At 60.8% G+C, this 17,235-nt stretch carries 18 protein-coding genes and 1 pseudogene; 12 read left to right on the top strand and 7 right to left on the bottom strand.

All coding sequences use genetic code 11. The annotated features are described in order from the left end of the window. Positions 1 to 75: 75 nt before the first annotated feature. Positions 76 to 1,767, bottom strand: a complete 1,692-nt coding sequence (locus Q7S58_RS11420) for a protease pro-enzyme activation domain-containing protein (RefSeq protein ID WP_304825215.1) — start codon at positions 1,765 to 1,767, stop codon at positions 76 to 78. A 274-nt stretch (positions 1,768 to 2,041) separates the two neighbouring features. On the opposite strand from Q7S58_RS11420, the gene rpoZ reads away from it, so the two are divergent. Next, complete coding sequence (rpoZ, locus tag Q7S58_RS11415) at positions 2,042 to 2,236, top strand: DNA-directed RNA polymerase subunit omega (RefSeq protein ID WP_304825213.1); 195 nt, start codon at positions 2,042 to 2,044, stop codon at positions 2,234 to 2,236. A 127-nt stretch (positions 2,237 to 2,363) separates the two neighbouring features. Beyond that, a complete protein-coding gene (locus tag Q7S58_RS11410; protein WP_304825210.1) occupies positions 2,364 to 3,491 on the top strand; it encodes an RNA polymerase factor sigma-32 in 1,128 nt (375 codons plus the stop codon). A 27-nt stretch (positions 3,492 to 3,518) separates the two neighbouring features. Here Q7S58_RS11410 and Q7S58_RS11405 read toward each other — a convergent pair whose 3' ends face one another. Beyond that, positions 3,519 to 3,872, bottom strand: a complete 354-nt coding sequence (locus tag Q7S58_RS11405) for a DUF5615 family PIN-like protein (protein WP_304825206.1) — start codon at positions 3,870 to 3,872, stop codon at positions 3,519 to 3,521. Between the two features lie 2 nt (positions 3,873 to 3,874). Continuing rightward, positions 3,875 to 4,312, bottom strand: a complete 438-nt coding sequence (locus Q7S58_RS11400; protein WP_304825203.1) for a DUF433 domain-containing protein — start codon at positions 4,310 to 4,312, stop codon at positions 3,875 to 3,877. 5 nt (positions 4,313 to 4,317) lie between these two features. Between Q7S58_RS11400 and Q7S58_RS11395 the strand changes: the two genes are divergently transcribed. From Q7S58_RS11395 to Q7S58_RS11385, 3 genes and pseudogenes are all read left to right on the top strand, one after another. Next, positions 4,318 to 5,049: a molybdopterin-binding protein gene (locus tag Q7S58_RS11395; RefSeq protein ID WP_304825200.1), complete on the top strand. Its 732-nt coding sequence runs from the start codon at positions 4,318 to 4,320 to the stop codon at positions 5,047 to 5,049. 35 nt (positions 5,050 to 5,084) lie between these two features. Further along, positions 5,085 to 5,654, top strand: a complete 570-nt coding sequence (locus Q7S58_RS11390; RefSeq protein ID WP_304825197.1) for a hypothetical protein — start codon at positions 5,085 to 5,087, stop codon at positions 5,652 to 5,654. Positions 5,655 to 5,779: 125 nt separating this feature from the next. Further along, a pseudogene (locus Q7S58_RS11385) lies at positions 5,780 to 6,082 on the top strand (arsenate reductase family protein); the annotation flags it as partial. A 434-nt stretch (positions 6,083 to 6,516) separates the two neighbouring features. Here the strand turns inward: Q7S58_RS11385 and Q7S58_RS22180 are convergent. Beyond that, complete coding sequence (locus Q7S58_RS22180; protein WP_370655505.1) at positions 6,517 to 6,738, bottom strand: DUF433 domain-containing protein; 222 nt, start codon at positions 6,736 to 6,738, stop codon at positions 6,517 to 6,519. A 227-nt stretch (positions 6,739 to 6,965) separates the two neighbouring features. Between Q7S58_RS22180 and Q7S58_RS11380 the strand changes: the two genes are divergently transcribed. Beyond that, positions 6,966 to 8,384, top strand: a complete 1,419-nt coding sequence (locus tag Q7S58_RS11380) for an amidase (protein WP_304825191.1) — start codon at positions 6,966 to 6,968, stop codon at positions 8,382 to 8,384. Between the two features lie 93 nt (positions 8,385 to 8,477). Here the strand turns inward: Q7S58_RS11380 and Q7S58_RS11375 are convergent, their stop codons facing one another. Further along, positions 8,478 to 9,473: a LysR family transcriptional regulator gene (locus Q7S58_RS11375; RefSeq protein ID WP_304825188.1), complete on the bottom strand. Its 996-nt coding sequence runs from the start codon at positions 9,471 to 9,473 to the stop codon at positions 8,478 to 8,480. 235 nt (positions 9,474 to 9,708) lie between these two features. Between Q7S58_RS11375 and Q7S58_RS11370 the strand changes: the two genes are divergently transcribed. Then, positions 9,709 to 10,878 carry an acyl-CoA dehydrogenase gene (locus Q7S58_RS11370; protein ID WP_304825185.1) on the top strand — a complete coding sequence of 390 codons (1,170 nt, stop codon included), beginning with the start codon at positions 9,709 to 9,711 and terminating at the stop codon, positions 10,876 to 10,878. Between the two features lie 373 nt (positions 10,879 to 11,251). Further along, positions 11,252 to 11,617 (top strand): VOC family protein, encoded by a 366-nt coding sequence (locus Q7S58_RS11365; protein WP_304825181.1) that lies wholly within the window; start codon positions 11,252 to 11,254, stop codon positions 11,615 to 11,617. Between the two features lie 40 nt (positions 11,618 to 11,657). Here the strand turns inward: Q7S58_RS11365 and ispG are convergent, their stop codons facing one another. Together ispG and Q7S58_RS11355 are read right to left on the bottom strand one after the other, a co-directional pair. Continuing rightward, complete coding sequence (gene ispG / locus Q7S58_RS11360; RefSeq protein ID WP_304825178.1) at positions 11,658 to 12,803, bottom strand: (E)-4-hydroxy-3-methylbut-2-enyl-diphosphate synthase; 1,146 nt, start codon at positions 12,801 to 12,803, stop codon at positions 11,658 to 11,660. Between the two features lie 40 nt (positions 12,804 to 12,843). Beyond that, positions 12,844 to 13,176, bottom strand: coding sequence for a carboxymuconolactone decarboxylase family protein (locus tag Q7S58_RS11355; protein ID WP_304825175.1), 333 nt, complete (start codon positions 13,174 to 13,176; stop codon positions 12,844 to 12,846). A 422-nt stretch (positions 13,177 to 13,598) separates the two neighbouring features. On the opposite strand from Q7S58_RS11355, the gene Q7S58_RS11350 reads away from it, so the two are divergent. The 4 genes from Q7S58_RS11350 (at position 13,599) to Q7S58_RS11335 (ending at position 16,660) form a co-directional block, all read left to right on the top strand. Continuing rightward, entirely contained in the window at positions 13,599 to 14,045 is a 447-nt protein-coding gene (locus Q7S58_RS11350) for a hypothetical protein (RefSeq protein ID WP_304825172.1), read from the top strand. A gap of 174 nt (positions 14,046 to 14,219) precedes the next feature. Next, positions 14,220 to 15,431, top strand: coding sequence for a CaiB/BaiF CoA-transferase family protein (locus Q7S58_RS11345; protein ID WP_304825169.1), 1,212 nt, complete (start codon positions 14,220 to 14,222; stop codon positions 15,429 to 15,431). Positions 15,432 to 15,665: 234 nt separating this feature from the next. Next, a complete protein-coding gene (locus Q7S58_RS11340) occupies positions 15,666 to 16,112 on the top strand; it encodes a hypothetical protein (RefSeq protein WP_304825166.1) in 447 nt (148 codons plus the stop codon). Continuing rightward, the gene (locus Q7S58_RS11335; RefSeq protein ID WP_304825163.1) at positions 16,112 to 16,660 is read left to right on the top strand and encodes a hypothetical protein; all 549 of its coding nucleotides are present in this window, start codon (positions 16,112 to 16,114) and stop codon (positions 16,658 to 16,660) included. The genes Q7S58_RS11340 and Q7S58_RS11335 overlap by 1 nt, the downstream gene beginning before the upstream one ends. Positions 16,661 to 17,235: the final 575 nt, after the last annotated feature.

Here is a 17,235-nt window from a genome sequence, read left to right as displayed (position 1 = left end):
GCTCCGCCTAAGAAAGAAAACGGCTCCCGAATCGGGAGCCGTTTTCATTTTCTAAATTGCGCGAGCGACTCGGCCCTAAAAGTTCTCGACGAAGGCCGCGATATCCGGCGTGCCCCATCCGGTCGCAAGATCGAAGCCCGGGCCGGCATTGAAACCGGCCGCGCTGCCGAAGTGATTGTTGCCCGCAGTGACATCGCGAATCGCAGCACTGCCGCTCGCGCCGAGTTGGTACAGGCGCGAATTGATATTGCCGACGCGGCCCGCCGACTTCGATTGCGCGATCAACTGCGCGATCGCCGCCCAGATCGGCGTGCTCACGCTGGTGCCGCCGACACAGCAATTGACCGCGCCCGATTCACCGAAGAAATATCCGGGCGTGTCGGGACTCGCCGCGATCGAAATATCCGGGATATCGCGCTTCTTGTCTTTTTTGGGAGTCACTCCCTGCTGAAACGCGGGCTTTTTGAATACCTTGCTCTTGCCGCCGCCGCTCGCGCCCGCGGAATCGTTCCACACGCCCTCCGCGACGAAGCCGACATCGTTGCCGCTGCCGTCGAAGTTGGCGCTGAACTGCGTCCCGCCGATCGAACTGACGTGTGGCGATGCCGCAATCTCGGTCACGCTCGGCTTCGCACTGGGGTCGCAAGCATGCGTTCGCTTGTTGAATACCAGTCCCGCCGAGCCGGTGTCGCCCGACGCGACGAACACCGATTGTCCTTGCGAATTGGCCTGGGCGAAAACTCCGTCGAGCGCCCGATAGAATTTTTTGCTGCCGCCGCAAACGCCGAAGCTGATCGAGATCGCGCCGCAGCTATTGTCCTTCACCGCTTTTACCAGCGCGTCGAGGATTCCGAGCGCCGTAGTCGAATTGCTTTGATTGCCGATATAAGCCTTGATTGGCGTGCCCGGCGCGGTCGCGTGCGCGTAGTTTATATCCACGATCGCTTCGATTGCGTCGCCGTTGACGCCTGGATCGGTGGTGGGGAACGTTCTCGCAAAGTTGCCGCCGTTGAAAGCAGGCAATTCGAACTGCGAGTTGAACGCGGCGAGGCTCGGCGTGTCGAAGTTCGAATCCTCGACCAGCGCGATACAGTCCGCGCCGCTGCCGTCGATACCCGAGTCGAGCAGCGGAGTCTGGTTATAGAAGGTGTACTGATCGGCGGGCCCGAACGCCGGTCCCTGCCCGTTGACGATCGCGTTGGGAGCGCCCGCGCTCGAGACCGGCGCGTCGGAGCGCCTGCGATGCATCTGCGGAGCCGCATGCAGCGTGTTGTCGAGGCCCTGGATCGAATCGATCATCGGCGCCAGGTCCGCCGGAATCGCGGGGTCAGTCGTATTGGCGAAGGTAGCGCCGTCCGCGGTCGCCGCGATCTTCACGCCGAATGCCTGCTCGGCCTGGGCAACCTTGCCGGTGAAAGTAATCGTGCGGGTCGCCGCGCTCGCCGATTCGACCGTAAAACCACTGCTGCGGAGCCATCGGCTCACCTTTTCGATTTGAGCGGCGGTAGGTCCGAAGCGGCGTGTGAATTCATCCGGCCTGAGCCAACGTCGGTACTCCGGCGACGACGGATTCTGCTGCTCCAAGAGCAGCCGTTCGAGCTCGCCGCGATGATTCAACGCGAGCATCAGATGCATCGTAAGCTGCCGCGAGGCGGGGGCATTGCCCTCCTGCGCCAGCTCGGCCGCCTCGTCGGGATGATTGCCACGGAGCACGGAACTCGCCTCGCCCGCGATCGCATGCGGCGGCGTCGCCGCTGTCGCGAGCATCGCTATCGCCAAGGAAATCGCACCGATCGCGCCGCGGATTGAGCATTTGCGTGCGGATGTGTCGCCGGCATTCATCATGAATCGGTCATCCTTGAGTACCCGCGCCTCTCGTTTCGTTAGAATCACGATCAAACTGAGGGCAACCCGTTTTCTTCGATTTTATCTGCGGAAGTCATTCGGCCGTTAATCATCAGGCTGGTTCGCGAAGTCGCCGCCAGTATGCGCCACCGAGGCGCGTTGACAAGACCCGCCGCGGGCTGGACAATCGATACCAATGGCACGAATTACAGTCGAGGATTGCCTCGAACATATCCCCAATCGTTTCGAGCTAGTGCTCGGCGGGGCGCGCCGCGCCAAGCAATTGCTGAAGGGTGCGCGGCCACTGGTCGAGTCGGACAACAAGGAAGTCGTGACCGCGCTCCGCGAAATCGCAGCGGGCAAAGTCACAATCGAAAAGCCCGAGGAATAGCGGGCTGCCGAAGCAAGGCGGTCAATCCGGTCGATCGGGCTGGCAGTCGGACCGCTTCACCGTCGCGTGCAAAATCTTCTCTGACCCGACGCGGTTTCGATCCGCCGTAGTACTTCAGCCGAAGACGATGCCCCGCAAAACTGGCAAGCCGAAAACTCCCAAGGCCAGCGCGAGCGCGAAGCACAAAGTTCGGCGCGGACGCCGCCGCCGGACGGTGCTCGAACCGCAGCAGCCCGAGCGAGACGAAGTCAGCTCCGCGCCAGACGCATCCGCGGATCGCGCCGCCGACGAAGTAATCGAACCGAATTTTCGTCCGCTCGAACTCGCCGATACCGCCGACGCCCGCGAAAGCGCCCCCACCTCGCTCCCGCCGCCATCGAGCGACGCTGACGAACGCGGCGCGCTGGTACCGATCGATCCGCTGAACCGTTATCTGTCCGAGATTCGGCGCTTCCCGCTGCTGACCCGCGAACAGGAGTCCGAAATCGCCCGGCGCTACGTCGAGCACAAGGATCCCGCCGACGCGTATCGGCTGGTCACCGCGAATCTCAGGCTGGTGGTGAAGATCGCGTACGAATTCGCGCGCGCGACGCGCAACGTGCTCGATCTTATCCAGGAGGGCAACGTCGGCCTGATGGAGGCGGTCAAGAATTTCGATCCGGAGCACGGCATCCGCTTTCCGTCCTACGCGGTGTGGTGGGTGCGCGCGTACATTTATCGCTACCTGATCAATAATTGGCGGCTCGTGAAAATCGGCACCACGCAGGCGCAGCGCAAGCTGTTCTTCAACCTGCGCAAGGAAACCGAACGGCTCGAGGCGCAGGGATTTTCGCCGCAACCGCTGCTGCTGGCTCATCGGATGGGCGTGAAGGAAAGCGAAGTGCGCGAGATGCAGGAGCGGATGGGGCAGAGCGAGGTGTCGCTCGATCAACCGACCGGCAACAGCGACGATACAAGGCTGCTCGACGTGATTCCCGACTCGGAGCTCAATCCCGAAGAGGGACTGGCCGATCGCGAGTGGCGGAATTTCGCCCATAAGCAGGTCGAGCAGTTCGCGGCGACGCTGGAAGGCAAGGAACTCGAAATTTTCAAGGCGCGGCTGCTGGCCGAGGACCCGGAAACGCTGCAGGAAATCGGCGCGCGTTTCGGTATCAGCCGCGAACGCGTCCGTCAGATCGAGACGCGGCTCAAAAGTCGCCTGAAGGAATTTATCGAGAACAAGGCGCCCGACATCGACGACGCCGGCCCTTCGTAGCGGGCTTGCGGGCTGGTGCTCAAGGTTCTACGGACTTTTTCCAATCCGAACGCGGCCGGGTTGTAGCACCGAGAAATTTCCACGCAGTCGATCTCCGCGCAGCGCGACAAGCTCGAGAACAGCCCTCGGTTTCTGGGCGCGGACTTGATTCGGGAATCTAATCAGTACCACGCCCGCATTCTTCCGATGGCGCGCATACACGAGCTTTCCAAAGTCATTATCTTCGGTCAGAAGCACCCGGTCGTCATTGGTTGCGGCCTGAATGACCGCCTCGTCTTCGGCGCCCTGCATGACTTCGCTGATCGCGAGGACGTCGTGACCCGCGATGCGCAAAGCCTCGACGATCTGCGCCGCGCAACTCTCGTCGGCGACGAATCTCACGCTCAGGATTTTGCTGAATTCTGTTGCGGCGAAAGGAAGACAATTTCCTCATGCGCGACACTTGCCGCGCCGTAAGCAATCGCGGCGCGAATGTCTTCCTTAACCAGGTGTGGATGTTCCTCGATCAATTCTTCGGCCGTGGCGCCTTCCGATAGCTTGGACAGAATCAGCTCCACCGTGATGCGAGTGCCTTTGATAACTGGCTTACCCATCATCACCTTCGGATTGATTTCGATTCGATTGGTGGTCATCGGTAGATCTCCACAGGCAGGAAACGATCCGCCTCCGCATAATAGCAGAGATTCAAGGCCATGTGCCCGCGCCGCAAATGGCGCCAGATCGAAGTCCGCGCTGACTTCGGATGCCCCTCGTAGCGGGCTTGCTGTGAGCAGCGTGCGCTTGCGATAATCCCGGTCGAGGCGGTCGCGCGAGGCAGGCAATCGAGATGGGAGAACGCAACTGCGCGCTGGTGGTGGTGGGCAACGAAATCCTCTCAGGCAAGGTGCAGGATTCGAACGCGTTCTTCGCGGCGCGCGAGTTCCGCAAAATGGGCGTCGCGCTCGCGCGTATCGCAACCATCCCCGACGACATCGCAATTATCGCCGAAGAAGTTTCCTACTGCGCGAGCCGCTTCGACTTCGTGATTACCTCGGGCGGAGTCGGCCCCACGCACGACGACCTGACGATGGAAGGCGTCGCGCGGGCGTTCGGGCGTCCGCTCGTGATGCATCCCAAACTCGAAAATCTGATCCGCGAGCATTTCAGGGAACGCTCGCTCGAGGCCGGCCTCAAGATGGCCGAGGTGCCCGACGGCGCGATCCTGAATGATGGCGGCGATATCCGCTTTCCGACCGTGCAGATCGAAAACGTGTACGTGCTGCCGGGAATTCCGCAACTGTTCGAAGCCAAGCTGCTCGCGCTCAGAAGCCGCTTCGCGACCGATCCGTATTTCATGCGCGCGATCTACACCAGCACCGGCGAAGGCAATCTCGCGGAGCATCTGAACGATTGCGTGCGCAACTTCCCTGAGCTGATGCTCGGCTCGTATCCGCGCATCGGCGACCCCGAATATCGCGTCAAGCTGACGCTCGAATCCAAAAGCGCGGAGTACCTGGACCGCGCGTTTAAGCATCTGATGGCGCTGCTGCCGTCCGACGTGGTCGTGAAAACGGAGTGACGATTTTTAATTTGTACGAGGTGGTGGAGGAAATCATGAGGAAGAAAAATTTCGCAATCGCGGCGCTGCTCGCGCTCTTGATACTCGCGATGCCGGCCGGCCCGATGACCGGCCTGGCCGGCGCGCAGAACGTCGGAGCGCCGGCGCCGACGCAGCAGGTGCCGCAACCCGAGCAGGGCGGCGTGAACTGGCCCGGCGCAGGGTACGGAGTCGGCGCGCTGCTGGTGAATATCCTGTATGTGCCGGCGAAGCTGACGTACGCCGTCGTGGGAAGCGTGGTCGGCGGGCTCGCATACGTCGTAACTGCCGGCAACGAGCAGGCGGCGAACGGCGTCTGGCGCAGCGCGCTCGGCGGCGACTACGTGGTGACGCCGCAGATGCTCGCGGGTCAGCAGCCGCTCAACTTCAGCGGGCCGACTGGGACTCCGCCGGAGGCGACCGCCGCGACGACCCCGCCGTACACTCCTGCGACGGCGAGCAATAGCTCGCGCAGCGTCGCGCCGATCGCACCGATACCGCCGAGCGCGCCGCAATCGTCGAACGCGGGCGCGCCGTTCGATCGCGGCGCAGGTCCGGCGAATTTGCCGAGCACCAGTATCGAGTGACGCGAGCGCTCGAGCAGTAAGAATGTGAAGCGCGGGTGGCCGATCCGCCCGCGCGTATCCATCACGGAGATTTGCCAATGAAGAAAGTTCGCCTGCTTTGGAAATCCACCTGAACCACCTGCCGCAACGCAAGAAGTTTCTTGCGCAACGAGCTTGGCGTCGATTCAGACGATCGCGATTACGCGAAGTCGCCATTCAGCGCGTACGAGTTGCAGCAACTGTTCGCCGGCCGCGATCCGCGCGACTTTCTGAATGCCAAAAGTCCGGCGTTCAAGGCGATGGGTCTTGCGGGCAAGACCCTCACGCAGGCCGAGACCATCAAGCTGATGGCGAAAGAGCCAAATCTCATCAAGCGTCCGATCGTGATCGCGGGCAAGGAGATGATCGCAGGCTTCGATCGCGATCGTATTCGCGCCGCGCTGAAGTGAGGCGACCTCAGGCTGCGGTACGGTAGCTGAGCGGCGCTACCTCCTCGTCGATCATCCCGAGCAGAGACTGCCCTCTTATACCTCGCCCGCTTTGTTGCGGGAGAGGAAGCCGAGTCGCCTCGCGACGAGGTAGGGTGAGGGTGCAGTCGGCACATGACAAAAGCCAGAAAACAGATCCGGGATTCTTCGCTTCGCTCAGAATAACAAAAGTGGAATCGGATCGGTGAGTGTTGGATCGCTCTGGCTGGTCGAATATTCGTAAAGCTCGATCGAGATCCTTCGACTCCGGCAGCCTTCGCTCAGGATGACGGAGGGGAGCAGCCTTCGCTCGGAATGACGGAAAAAAGGCAGCTAACGATCGCGAAGGAGGGTGCCTTATCGAGAACTATTAAGTTCAGCGCAGCGCTTGCCAAGATTTTCGTCGAGTTTGATTTTCAAGGTTTGGCTGCGATTGGGATTTCAACGAAACGTTCCCGCGCCATCTCGGCGCCGTAAGCGATGCACGCCATGATGTCGGCTTCCTCGAGTTGCGGGTAGTTTTCAAGAATCTCAGCGGCTGTATCTCCGTTCGCGAGGAAATCGAGAACGAGCGACACCCAAATTTGATGGCCACGGATGCATGGCTTCCCAAAACAGATTTTCGGATCGATCGAGATACGCTTAAGAAGAGTTTCGGTTGGTCATGATCTTTCGCGCCTCTTTCGCTCAGACAATTTTTTGCGGCGCTCATCGCGGCATCGCTATCAGCATAGCATCCAGGAGGCGCTTTTTCCTTGCGATCACGCTCTCGAGTCCGGAGTGCGTGCAATGAAACGTGCGCGATGATATTCCCTCAGCATCGTCTTCAACCCCATAATTCCGGTTGGACATGCGAGGTGCAAAAATGGCTTTTTCGGACGATCTATTTTTCGCCCCGGCTCATCAACTCGCCGCGATGCTGCGTGCGCGCGAGGTCTCTTCAGTTGAAATGGTCTCGGCCTTCATCGAGCGAATCGAATCGGTAAATCACGGCCTGAACGCGGTCGTCACGCTGGTCGAGGAACGCGGCGGGCGTGAGGCCGAAGAGGCCGATCGCCGACTCGCGGGCAAGAATGCGCGTCCGCTCGAAGGGCTGCCGATCTCGATCAAGGATTCCGTGATGACCGAAGGCGTGCGCTCGACCGACGGCATGAAAATTTTCGAGCATTACGTGCCGGACGCCGACGCGCCAACGGTTGCGCGGCTGCGCGCGGCCGGCGCGATCGTGATCGCGAAAACGAATCTGCCCGAGATGGCGATGGACTATGACTGCGACAATCCGGTCTTCGGCGCCACCAACAATCCGTGGAATCGCGATCGCGTTCCCGGCGGATCGAGCGGCGGCGAAGCGGCTGCACTCGCAGTCGGGATGTCGCCGCTTGGACTCGGTTCCGACTACGGCGGCTCGATTCGAATCCCATCGCACTTCTGCGGCACCGTCGGACTGAAGCCGACCTGGGGAACGATTCCCGGCACCGGTCACATGCCGCCGGGACCCGGCGGTGCGCCGCCGCCAATTGCGCACATGGCTACGATTGGTCCGATGGCGCGCTTCGTCGATGATCTCACGCTCTCGTACAACATCCTGAAGGGGCCGCATCATGCCGCCGTGTACACCGTGCCGTCGGCGGACGTGCATCCGGAGAGCGTCGATCTGAAAAAAGTGCGATGCGCGATCTTCACCGGCACCAGCCTGACGCCGGTCGCGAAGGACATTCGCAGTGCGATCGAGCGCGCCGGCAAGGAACTGCAAAACCTGGGCATCCCGGTGGACGACGTGACGCCGCCGGTGGCGGAGGGCGCCGAACTGTGGCCGCAATACGCGATGGCCGACGGCAATCAGCTTGGCCTCGAGGCGCTCAAAGAGCATCTGCATCTGGCGCGCGAGCGCTTCCGCAATCAGATGATCGCGCTGCCGGGAAAATCGGCGGCGGAGTTTTTCAAGATCGCGATGGCGCGCGACGCATGGCGGGTGAAGCTCGCGGAATTTATGGAGCAGTATCCGATTATCCTCGGGCCTGCGTTCTGCGTGACCGCATTCAAGCACGGCGCGTTCGAGGTCGATATCGACGGCAAGAATTTCTCGCTGTATGCGGCGAACTGGCCGGCGCTGTGGGTCAATTGCGCGGGATTGCCGGGCGCGGTAGTTCCAGCCGGCAAGGATCGCGACGGCCTGCCGATCGGCATCCAGATCGTCGGGCGTGCATTCGGCGAGGAGACCGTATTGGCGATCGCCAAAGCTGCCGAGGGCGCTCTGGGCGGCTTTCAGCGCCCGCCGCTATGACCCTAGATCGCGGTCGCGCGACGATACTCCCAAAAAAGAAAACGGCCGGGGCATCAGCACCCGGCCGTTCGTTTTTCGAAAACTGGGGTTCCGCTACGCTGATTTCTCGAGCCGCTCGGAATTTACTTCGGCGTGACGATCGGCTCGCTCGGCGCGAGTCGCGCGCTCGGCCTTGCCGTCGGTTTTCTCGCCACGCGCGCGCGGCACCAGCGTGCTGGTGGTGAGTACTTCGATAAACTTGCGCACGGCCGGCGACAGTTCGCGCCCGCGCTTATAGATGATTGCGAGCGGCCGGAGGAACGTACCCTCCTGGAACTCGAGCATCCTGAGCGTTCCGCGAGCCACCTCGTTCTCGACCGTCATCCGCGGCACGATCGCGCATCCGAGCCCGATCTCGACCGCGCGTTTGATCGTTTCGATATTGTCGAACTCGAGCACGTAGTTCGGTCGGACGCCGTGCTCGCGCAGGATCTTGTCCGACGCCTTGCGGGTCGGGATGTCGCGCTCGTAGCCGACGAACTTCTCGCCCTGAAGTTGCCCGACATTGACCTTGGTGCTCTTGCCGAGCGGATTGTCGGGCGGAACCGCGAGCACGAGTTCGTCGTGCCGAAACGGTACCGATACCACCTGGCTCCGCTTCGATGGATACGCCACGACGCCCAAGTCCACTTTGCCTTCGATCAGATCGTCGTAGATCTTGTTCGATCGCAGATACTCGAGATGTACGTTGACCGCAGGGTAGCTGCGCAGAAATTCCGACAGGTAAGGCGGCAGCTCGTGCAGACCGACGCTGTAAACCGTGCCGACGCGAATCGAGCCGGCCACGACCGAGCCGATTTCGCGCAGGCGGTTCTCAAGCTCGAGGAAGCGGCGTACGATTTCCTTGCTGGCGGTGTAGAGAATCTGGCCGGCAGGAGTTGGTTTGACTCCGGCGCGACCGCGTTCTATCAATCGGCAGTCATATTTCTCTTCCAGGCTCCGGACCTGCTGGCTGACCGCCGACTGGGTTACGAAGTTTTGTGACGCGGCATAAGAAAAGCTTCCGCTTTCGATTATGTCGCAAAAAACTTTCAGCGTTTCAATATGCATAGGGTTACTTCATGTATAAGGCTACGTGATACTCAAGGACGAGGCAAACAATGCGCGACAACGGAGTTTCCATGCCTTGTAAAAGGGTGCGGAACCCGCCGTCGTAGGTCAAGAGCATGCAAGACTAAATAGCATTTCCCAGTCACCTAGATAACTGCCGACATAACGTCGATATAATCGCGATTTATCAAACTTTGAAAAGTAAAACAGTCTTAAGATTTGACACGGAGCTAACATGGCGGATTTGTTAAGAGACCTCGACTTCTTTCATCTGGACGATTTACTCACCGGCGAAGAGAAGATGGCGCGCGACACCGCCAAGCGCTTCGTCCAGCGCGAAATCCTGCCCATCATCGAGCGCGCCTTCGCCGACGAAAAATTTCCGATGCATCTCATCCCGCAAATGGCCGAGCTCGGCATGTTCGGCGCCAATTTGAAGGGCTACGGATGCGCCGGAATGAACAACGTTGCTTATGGATTGATCATGCAGGAACTCGAGGCCGGCGACTCCGGCTTGCGCTCCTTCGCGTCCGTCCAGAGCGCGCTCTCGATGTACGCGATCTACGCCAACGGCACCGAAGAGCAAAAGTTGCGCTACCTGCCGGAGATGGCCAAAGGAAAATTGATCGGATGCTTCGGCTTGACCGAGCCCGACCACGGCTCCGACCCCGGCGGGATGGAAACCCGCGCGCGCCGCGACGGCGACGGATGGATCTTGAACGGCGCCAAGCGCTGGATCACCAACGGCTCGATTGCCGATATCGCGATCGTGTGGGCCAAGGTCGAGGAAGGCATCACGGGATTTGTAGTCGAGAAGGGCACGCCGGGATTTTCGACACGCGATATCCACGGCAAGTTCTCGATGCGCGCGTCGATCACGTCGGAGCTGATTTTCGAGGACGTGCGAATCCCCAGCACGGCTCATCTGCCGGCGGCGCGCGGACTCAAGGGCCCGCTCGGATGCCTCACGCAGGCGCGCTACGGAATCGCGTGGGGCGCGATCGGCGCGGCGCGATCGTGCTACCAGTGCGCGCTCGATTACACCAAGTCGCGCAAACAATTTTCCCGTCCGCTGGCGGGCTATCAATTGGTGCAGGCCAAGCTCGTCAAGATGCTCACCGAGATCACCAAGGCGCAGATGATTTGCCTGCGGCTCGCCCATCTGAAGGACCAGGGCAAGATGCGCCCGGAGCACGTCTCGTTCGCCAAGCGCAACAACGTGAATGAGGCGCTCAAGATCGCGCGCGATGCCCGCGACATGCTGGGCGCCAACGGTATCGTGAACGAGTATCCCGTCATCCGGCACATGCTGAATCTCGAAACGGTGAACACTTACGAAGGAACTTTCGACGTGCACACGCTGATCCTCGGACGCGACATCACGGGCGAGAGCGCATTCGATTGAGAACGGGCTATCTTGGAGGATCGCTCAGCTCAGGCTCCCATGATTCCGGTAGCAGGATCGCGTTGGCTGGCGAGATCGCGCCTGTTCTTTGCCTCGCCCGCTTTGTTGCGGGAGAGGCGCGCCGAAGCGCGTCAGCCGCGAAGCCGACTTCGGGCCGAAGGGCCGAATCGCTCTACGATAGAGAGGCGGGCGAGGGTGCAGACAGCGAGAGCAAAGGATCCGGGATTCTTCGCTTCGCTCAGAAGTGACAAAAAGTGACGGAGGAGAGCAGCAGCGATGACGGCCGTGCGCGCCATGTCGCATCGGCTCGGCCTCGTGCTAGATATCGAATTAGCCTCAGTTGCATTGAAAACTCCGCGGAGGAGCAATCGAAATGGTAAAGACCAAGGGTTTCAATCACGCGGCGTTCCGCGTGACCAACGTCGAGAAGGCGACCGAGTTCTATGAAAAGGTTATCGGGCTGAAGCGGCTGCCTCGCCCCGATTTCGGGATCGGCGGCGCATGGTACGGCGTCGGCAACAATGCCTTGCACATCATCTCGAGCGAAGCGCGCGGCAGTAAGCCCGATCCGCTCGGCGCGCACGTTGCTTTCGACGTCGAAGATTTCGACGAGACCAAGCGCGCGCTGAATGAGATGGGAATCGAGTTTCTCGAGGCGCCGTCGAACATGGGCGCGGGGCGCCAACTTTGGGTGACCGATCCCGACGGCAATACGGTCGAGTTGCGCACCGACAAATAGCGCGTATCGCGCGCGGTGCGCGATCGCGGCGCTAAGATAGTCAGTTCATCGACGCGGACCGCTCCGCGATCAGCCGGTCCAGTTCGACGCGCAACTTCGGCAGCACTTCGTCGTAGCCGAAATATCCGACCTTGCGATCCTTTTTCTTGAGGTTCACAGTGGTCGGTCCGCACCAGAGCCCGAGGTCCGCGTCGTCGGTCTCGCCGGGCCCATTCACGCGGCATCCCATCACCGCGATCGTGATCTTGTACTTCGCCGCGTAGGCGGACATTTCCTTCACCTGCTGCGCCAGCTCGACGAACTTTTCGTTCTCGACGCGCGAGCACGAGGGACACGAGATGATATTCAGGCCAGTGCCGAAATCCGGCACCGAGATAAATCGTCCCGCCACGACATCCTCGATGATCTTGTGACCGACGAGCACTTCTTCGTGCTTGCGATCGTTCGGCAGCGTCAGTGAAACGCGAATCGTGTCGCCGATGCCCTGCGCGAGCAGCTTCTCGAACGCGATCCGCGTCTTGATGATTCCGTCAGGCGGCAAGCCGGCTTCGGTGACGCCGAGATGAATCGGCACGTCGGGTCGGCGCTTCGAGAAACGCCGATTCGCGTCCATCACCTTGGCGGGATCGGAGTCCTTCAGGGACACCACGAAATTGGTGAAGCCCAGTTCGTCCATCAGGTCGCAGTGATACGCCGCCGACTCGACGATCGCCTTGAGCTGGTCGCCGGGATATTTTTTGAGGAACGCCGGCGCGACCGATCCGCAATTGACGCCGATTCGTATCGCGACGTTATTGCCGCGCGCCACCTCCACCAGCCATTTCACTTTCTGCTCGATCGTTTTCGACTTCTCGATATGATGGAGATGGCCCGGGTTGTAGCGAATCTTGTCCACGTGCGGCGCGACGCGATCGGCAATCTTGTAGTTCTCCTGCAAATCGACCGACAGCACGATACCGCCGGTCTGCTTGCGGATTTCCTTTAGCGCCGGAATTTCCTTCTCGCTGTCCATCGCGATTCGCACGATTCCAGCGCCCGCCGCCGCAAGCTGATGCGCCTGCGCGACGGTCTGCTCGACGTCGATCGTGCGCGTCGCGCACATCGATTGCACCACGATCGGCGCGTTGCCGCCGACCTTGGTCCCGCCTATCGATACTTGCGTTGTGTGCCGTTGCGTACTTGCCATTGCCACCGATTCTTGAAGCCGCGCGATGCGGACTTAGCAGCTAGTGCTTGTGCTCGTCCGCGACCGCCATCGCGATCGCTCCATGGCTGAACGCGGCGCCCGCGCGCATCGCAGCCGCGACCCATACCGCCTCCGCGATTTCCTGGTCGGTGCATCCTTTTTCCTTGGCGCGCGAGACGTGCGCCTCGATACACCAGGGGCACTGCGTGACGTGCGCGGCGGTTATCGCCATCAGTTCCTTGGTCTTGCTGGGAATCGCGCCGTCCTTGAAGACTTCCTTGTCGAATTCCAGAAATCCCTTGAACGCATCGGGCGCGTTTTGGCGCAGGTTGCGCAGATACTTCGAGGTGTCCTTGCCGTAGAAATCAGCCATCGTAGTTCTCCCCTAAGCATCGACGTTTAAGCAGCATCGATACCGATTGAGGTTGGAAATCGATACGCGCGACAGGTAGCCGCGCCGCATCGCCATCGATTGACAACGCCCAATAATAACAGATCGCCGATCTTTATCGATAAGGCGGGCCGCCGCGGCGAAATTTGCAGTTCGGTAGCGAAGCACACGGCAGACTGCGCCGCTCGGCTGGACTAATTCAGAGATTTGCGGTCATCGGCATTTTATTGCTGCTTTTAGCGCGCCGAATCGTTTGCAAATTTCCGCCTTTCACACTATTTTTCTCATCCTGTTTCGATTAGCTTGCGTGACGGATCATATTAGCTGAGCTTTTGAAAGGGACTGGCGTGCCGCCGAGAACAAAGAACAGTCGAGCTTGGCGCGTAAGTAGAGGTATTTGAGCGATGGAAACGGTGCGGTCTTCAACTCCAGTCGCCGATCAGCGACCGTTTCCCGACGTAATCCTCCGCAGCCAGTTCTTCGAAATGGTCGGCAAGCGCGCGCTCTCGAGCGAGCAGCGCCTGATGCTTGCCGTGCTCGCCGACGCAATCAACGTCGTGCAGGAGTGCAGCGGTTCGGTGAGTCTGCGCAAGCGCAGTTCATTCCGGGAAGCGTGGAACTGGATCTTCACCACCGGCGTGCGATGTCCCCTGTCGTTCGACAACGTCTGCGACGCGCTCGGGATGAATGCCGAAGGGCTGCGCTGGCGCTTGTCGGAAATGGTGCAAGGCCGCGGCGGCACGCCGATGCGGCTGCGCTTGAAGGAAGCGAGCCGGATGCAGCGTCTGACGGTGAATCGAGTGCGGCGGCGCGATCCGCGCCGCGTGCGGCGCCCCACCCGCCCCCGCTAGATTCATCCCGCATTCAGACTTTCAATCCGAAGTCGCAACCCTATCGCAGCGACTCGCTGCGCGGCGATGCGATCCTCTCGCGAAAGCTCGAAACTCTTCGCAGTGCCATTTCATTCACGCGGGCACTCCTGATAGCAATTCGGATCTAGCTGCGCGAAGGAGATCTCGAATCGGATGGAGCGGCCACTCGAAGGCGTCAAGGTTGTCGAAGTTGCGATGTGGGTCGCGGGTCCCTCGACCACCGCGGTGCTGGGCGATTGGGGCGCCGACGTGGTCAAGCTCGAGGATCCAAAAACCGGCGATCCGATCCGCGGTTTCGTCACCCGCACGATGGGCGATCCGAATGCGCGAATCCGGCCGCCGTTCGAACTCGACAATCGCAACAAGCGCTCGGTCGCGGTGGATTTGCGCCGTCCCGAGGGCCACGCATTCGCGCTTAGACTGATAGAGCGCGCCGACGTGTTCCTCACCAGTCTTCGCCTCGATGCGCTCGAGCGGATGAAGCTCGACTACCCGACGCTGTCGGCGCGGAATCCGCGGCTGATCTACGCGTCGATCAACGGCTATGGGCATCGCGGACCCGATCGCAACCGCCCCGCTTACGACTACGCCGCCGCGTGGGCGCGCTCCGGCTTGATGGCGACGATCGCGGAACCCGGGCAGCCGCCGCCCGCGCAGCGTCCCGCGATGATCGATCATGCGGTCGGGCTCGGACTCGCCGGCGCAATCTCGGCGGCATTGCTCGGGCGCGAGCGCAGCGGACGCGGGCGCGAGGTGATGATCTCGCTCTATTCGATGGGACTCTGGATGAACGCATCGGACCTCACGGTCGGACTGATGACCGGACGCTCGCCCAGGTCGGAAGCGCGCACCGAGCGGGTGAATCCGATCTGGAGTTCATATCGATGCGCCGACGACCGCTGGATTTATTTCGTGATGGTGCAGAGCGATCGTTTCTGGGCGGACTTCTGCCGCGCGCTCGATCAACCGAGGTGGTTTGATGACGCGCGCTTCAAGGATTCATCGGCGCGCGCGGAAAATTGTGCCGCGCTCACGGCGGAGATCGATCGCGTCGTCGCGACAAAAACTTGGGATGAGTGGGCGCCGATTTTCGACGCGCATCATCTTATATGGGCGCCGGTGCGCACCGACGCCGAGGTGCTCGACGATCCGCAGGCACACGCGATCGGCGCGTTCGCCCAAGTTGAGCATCCGCAGATTCCCGGATGCCGCGTGGTGAACAGTCCAATCGAGTTCGGCGGCGCAGAACCGCGGGCGCATCGCGGCGCTCCGGAATTGGGGCAGCATACCGAGGAGGTCGCACTCGAAGCGGGGCTAAGCTGGGATGAAATCGCGCGGCTCAAGGAATCGGGTGCGCTTGGCTGACAACCTGATTAAGGTATCGATTTGTCAGCATTTTCGAGGCGAGTCACGGCATAAAACACAGGTATATTTGCGGCTTTTGATGGTACGGTTTGACTGTCGCCACGACCCATCCGTATCATCCGATCATCGTCACTCGGAGGTCGCCATTTAGTGCGGATGATCGTTCCTCCTCTCGTTCACCGGCGCGAAATTGATCGCAATCTCGCCGAATTTTTTCGCGCCCATCGCAACCCGATGTTCAACCGGGCGATCTCGGCGCTGTGCAAGTATTTCAACGTGCGGCGCCCGCGTATCGAATGGTTCGAGTATATCGATTGGGGAAAAACCGCGGGCCGCACCTACGAGGACGGGCGCATCCATTTGGTGCATCCGGAGAACTGGAAACGCGGCCGCGTTTACTTCAGCGAGCGGCTCTGGATCCAGATGATCTACCATGAGATGGGCCATTACCTTTTCTGGACCGACGCCGAGCGCAAGGCGGATATTTTTTCACGCAGGATGGTGACGGGCCTTCGCACCGCGGCGCGCAGGGCAGTTTCGCGATCGCGGAGCCGCGCGGCGACGGTCGAGGCGCGGCGTGCTGCGACGCGCTCGCGCCGGCGGCGCATGCTGATCGCGGCGTCGCGCAAAGCGAAGACGAGCACGCGCGGAAATTCGCGCAAATCGCGGCGGGCAGCCTGATGGCGCAAAAGCCGACCGTCGAAAATCGATGGTGGGTCGAAACCACCGTCAAGCGCCCGAAGAAGGCCAAGTCCGAGACCGAGTTGCCGCAGTTGCCGGTCGCGATGGCTTTTTACCAGGTCGCGCGCGATTACGATCAGGACCGCGCCAAGGAAGATCTGACCGACAATAATCTGCGCATCGCGCGTGAGGCGAATCCGCCTCAGGGCGACTGGGCTTACGTCGCGATGACCGAGCAGCATTGCCCGCCGAACGTGATCAAGCGAATCAAGGACGAGTTCAGAATCCCGCGCGAGGCGCGCGGAATCGTGATCGATCACGGACGCGTAGTGCGATTGCTGATCTGCGGTCCGCAGCTCGAAGACTGGATGCTGGACGTCACGCTGGGAGACGAGCCGTCGGTGGACGCGTACGTCTGGAGCGTGATGTATCGGGAGCGCATCTTCAAGCGCGCGGAAGAAGCGCTGCGGCAGGCCCGCAAGTGGGCGATCAATCTGCTGCAGTATCCGCCGCCGCGCGATGAACCCTTCCGCGGCGCATTGTTGTAAGGCAATCCGCACAGCGGGCCCGATCGCGCCACCGGGCGGGTACTGGCTGAACTAAGCCATCAAGGGCTGGAAATTACCAGCGAGCGGAGAATGGACGCGCGACGAACATGATTTATGGGCGCGCGTGTTTCTGCGGACGGTGGACAAGCTCTATAAAGTTAGAAAAATGAAACGAGGCCACGCTGCCGCACTCGCGCTTGTGGGCTGGTCCCTGATGATGCCCCAAATGGACAGTTGTTTCAGCGCGTATAATGGTCGTTCGTGTACGGAGACCGCTTTGTCAGAATGGCGAGTATCTAGTACTTACGATTCCCGTGATAAATGCGAAACTTCCCTGAAGCGGTTGAAGGATAAGGGACAATCTTACCTATCGCAAGCCAATCGGAACATTCCAACCGGCAAGCGTGTGTATCTTGACCAAGCGGCGTACATGACTTGGCTTGCTGCGCGATGCATCGCGACCGACGACCCCCGGCTCAAACCAAAATAGGCCACTCTGCATTTCAAAACCGGCCATCGCGCGCCGTTGCCGGATCGGACTCCGCAATCGACGCTCAGAGCCGGATACCAACCGC

It is taken from the genome of Candidatus Binatus sp., assembly GCF_030646925.1.
GTDB lineage: Bacteria > Desulfobacterota > Binatia > Binatales > Binataceae > Binatus.
This window is presented reverse-complemented; position numbering and strand designations above follow the sequence as displayed.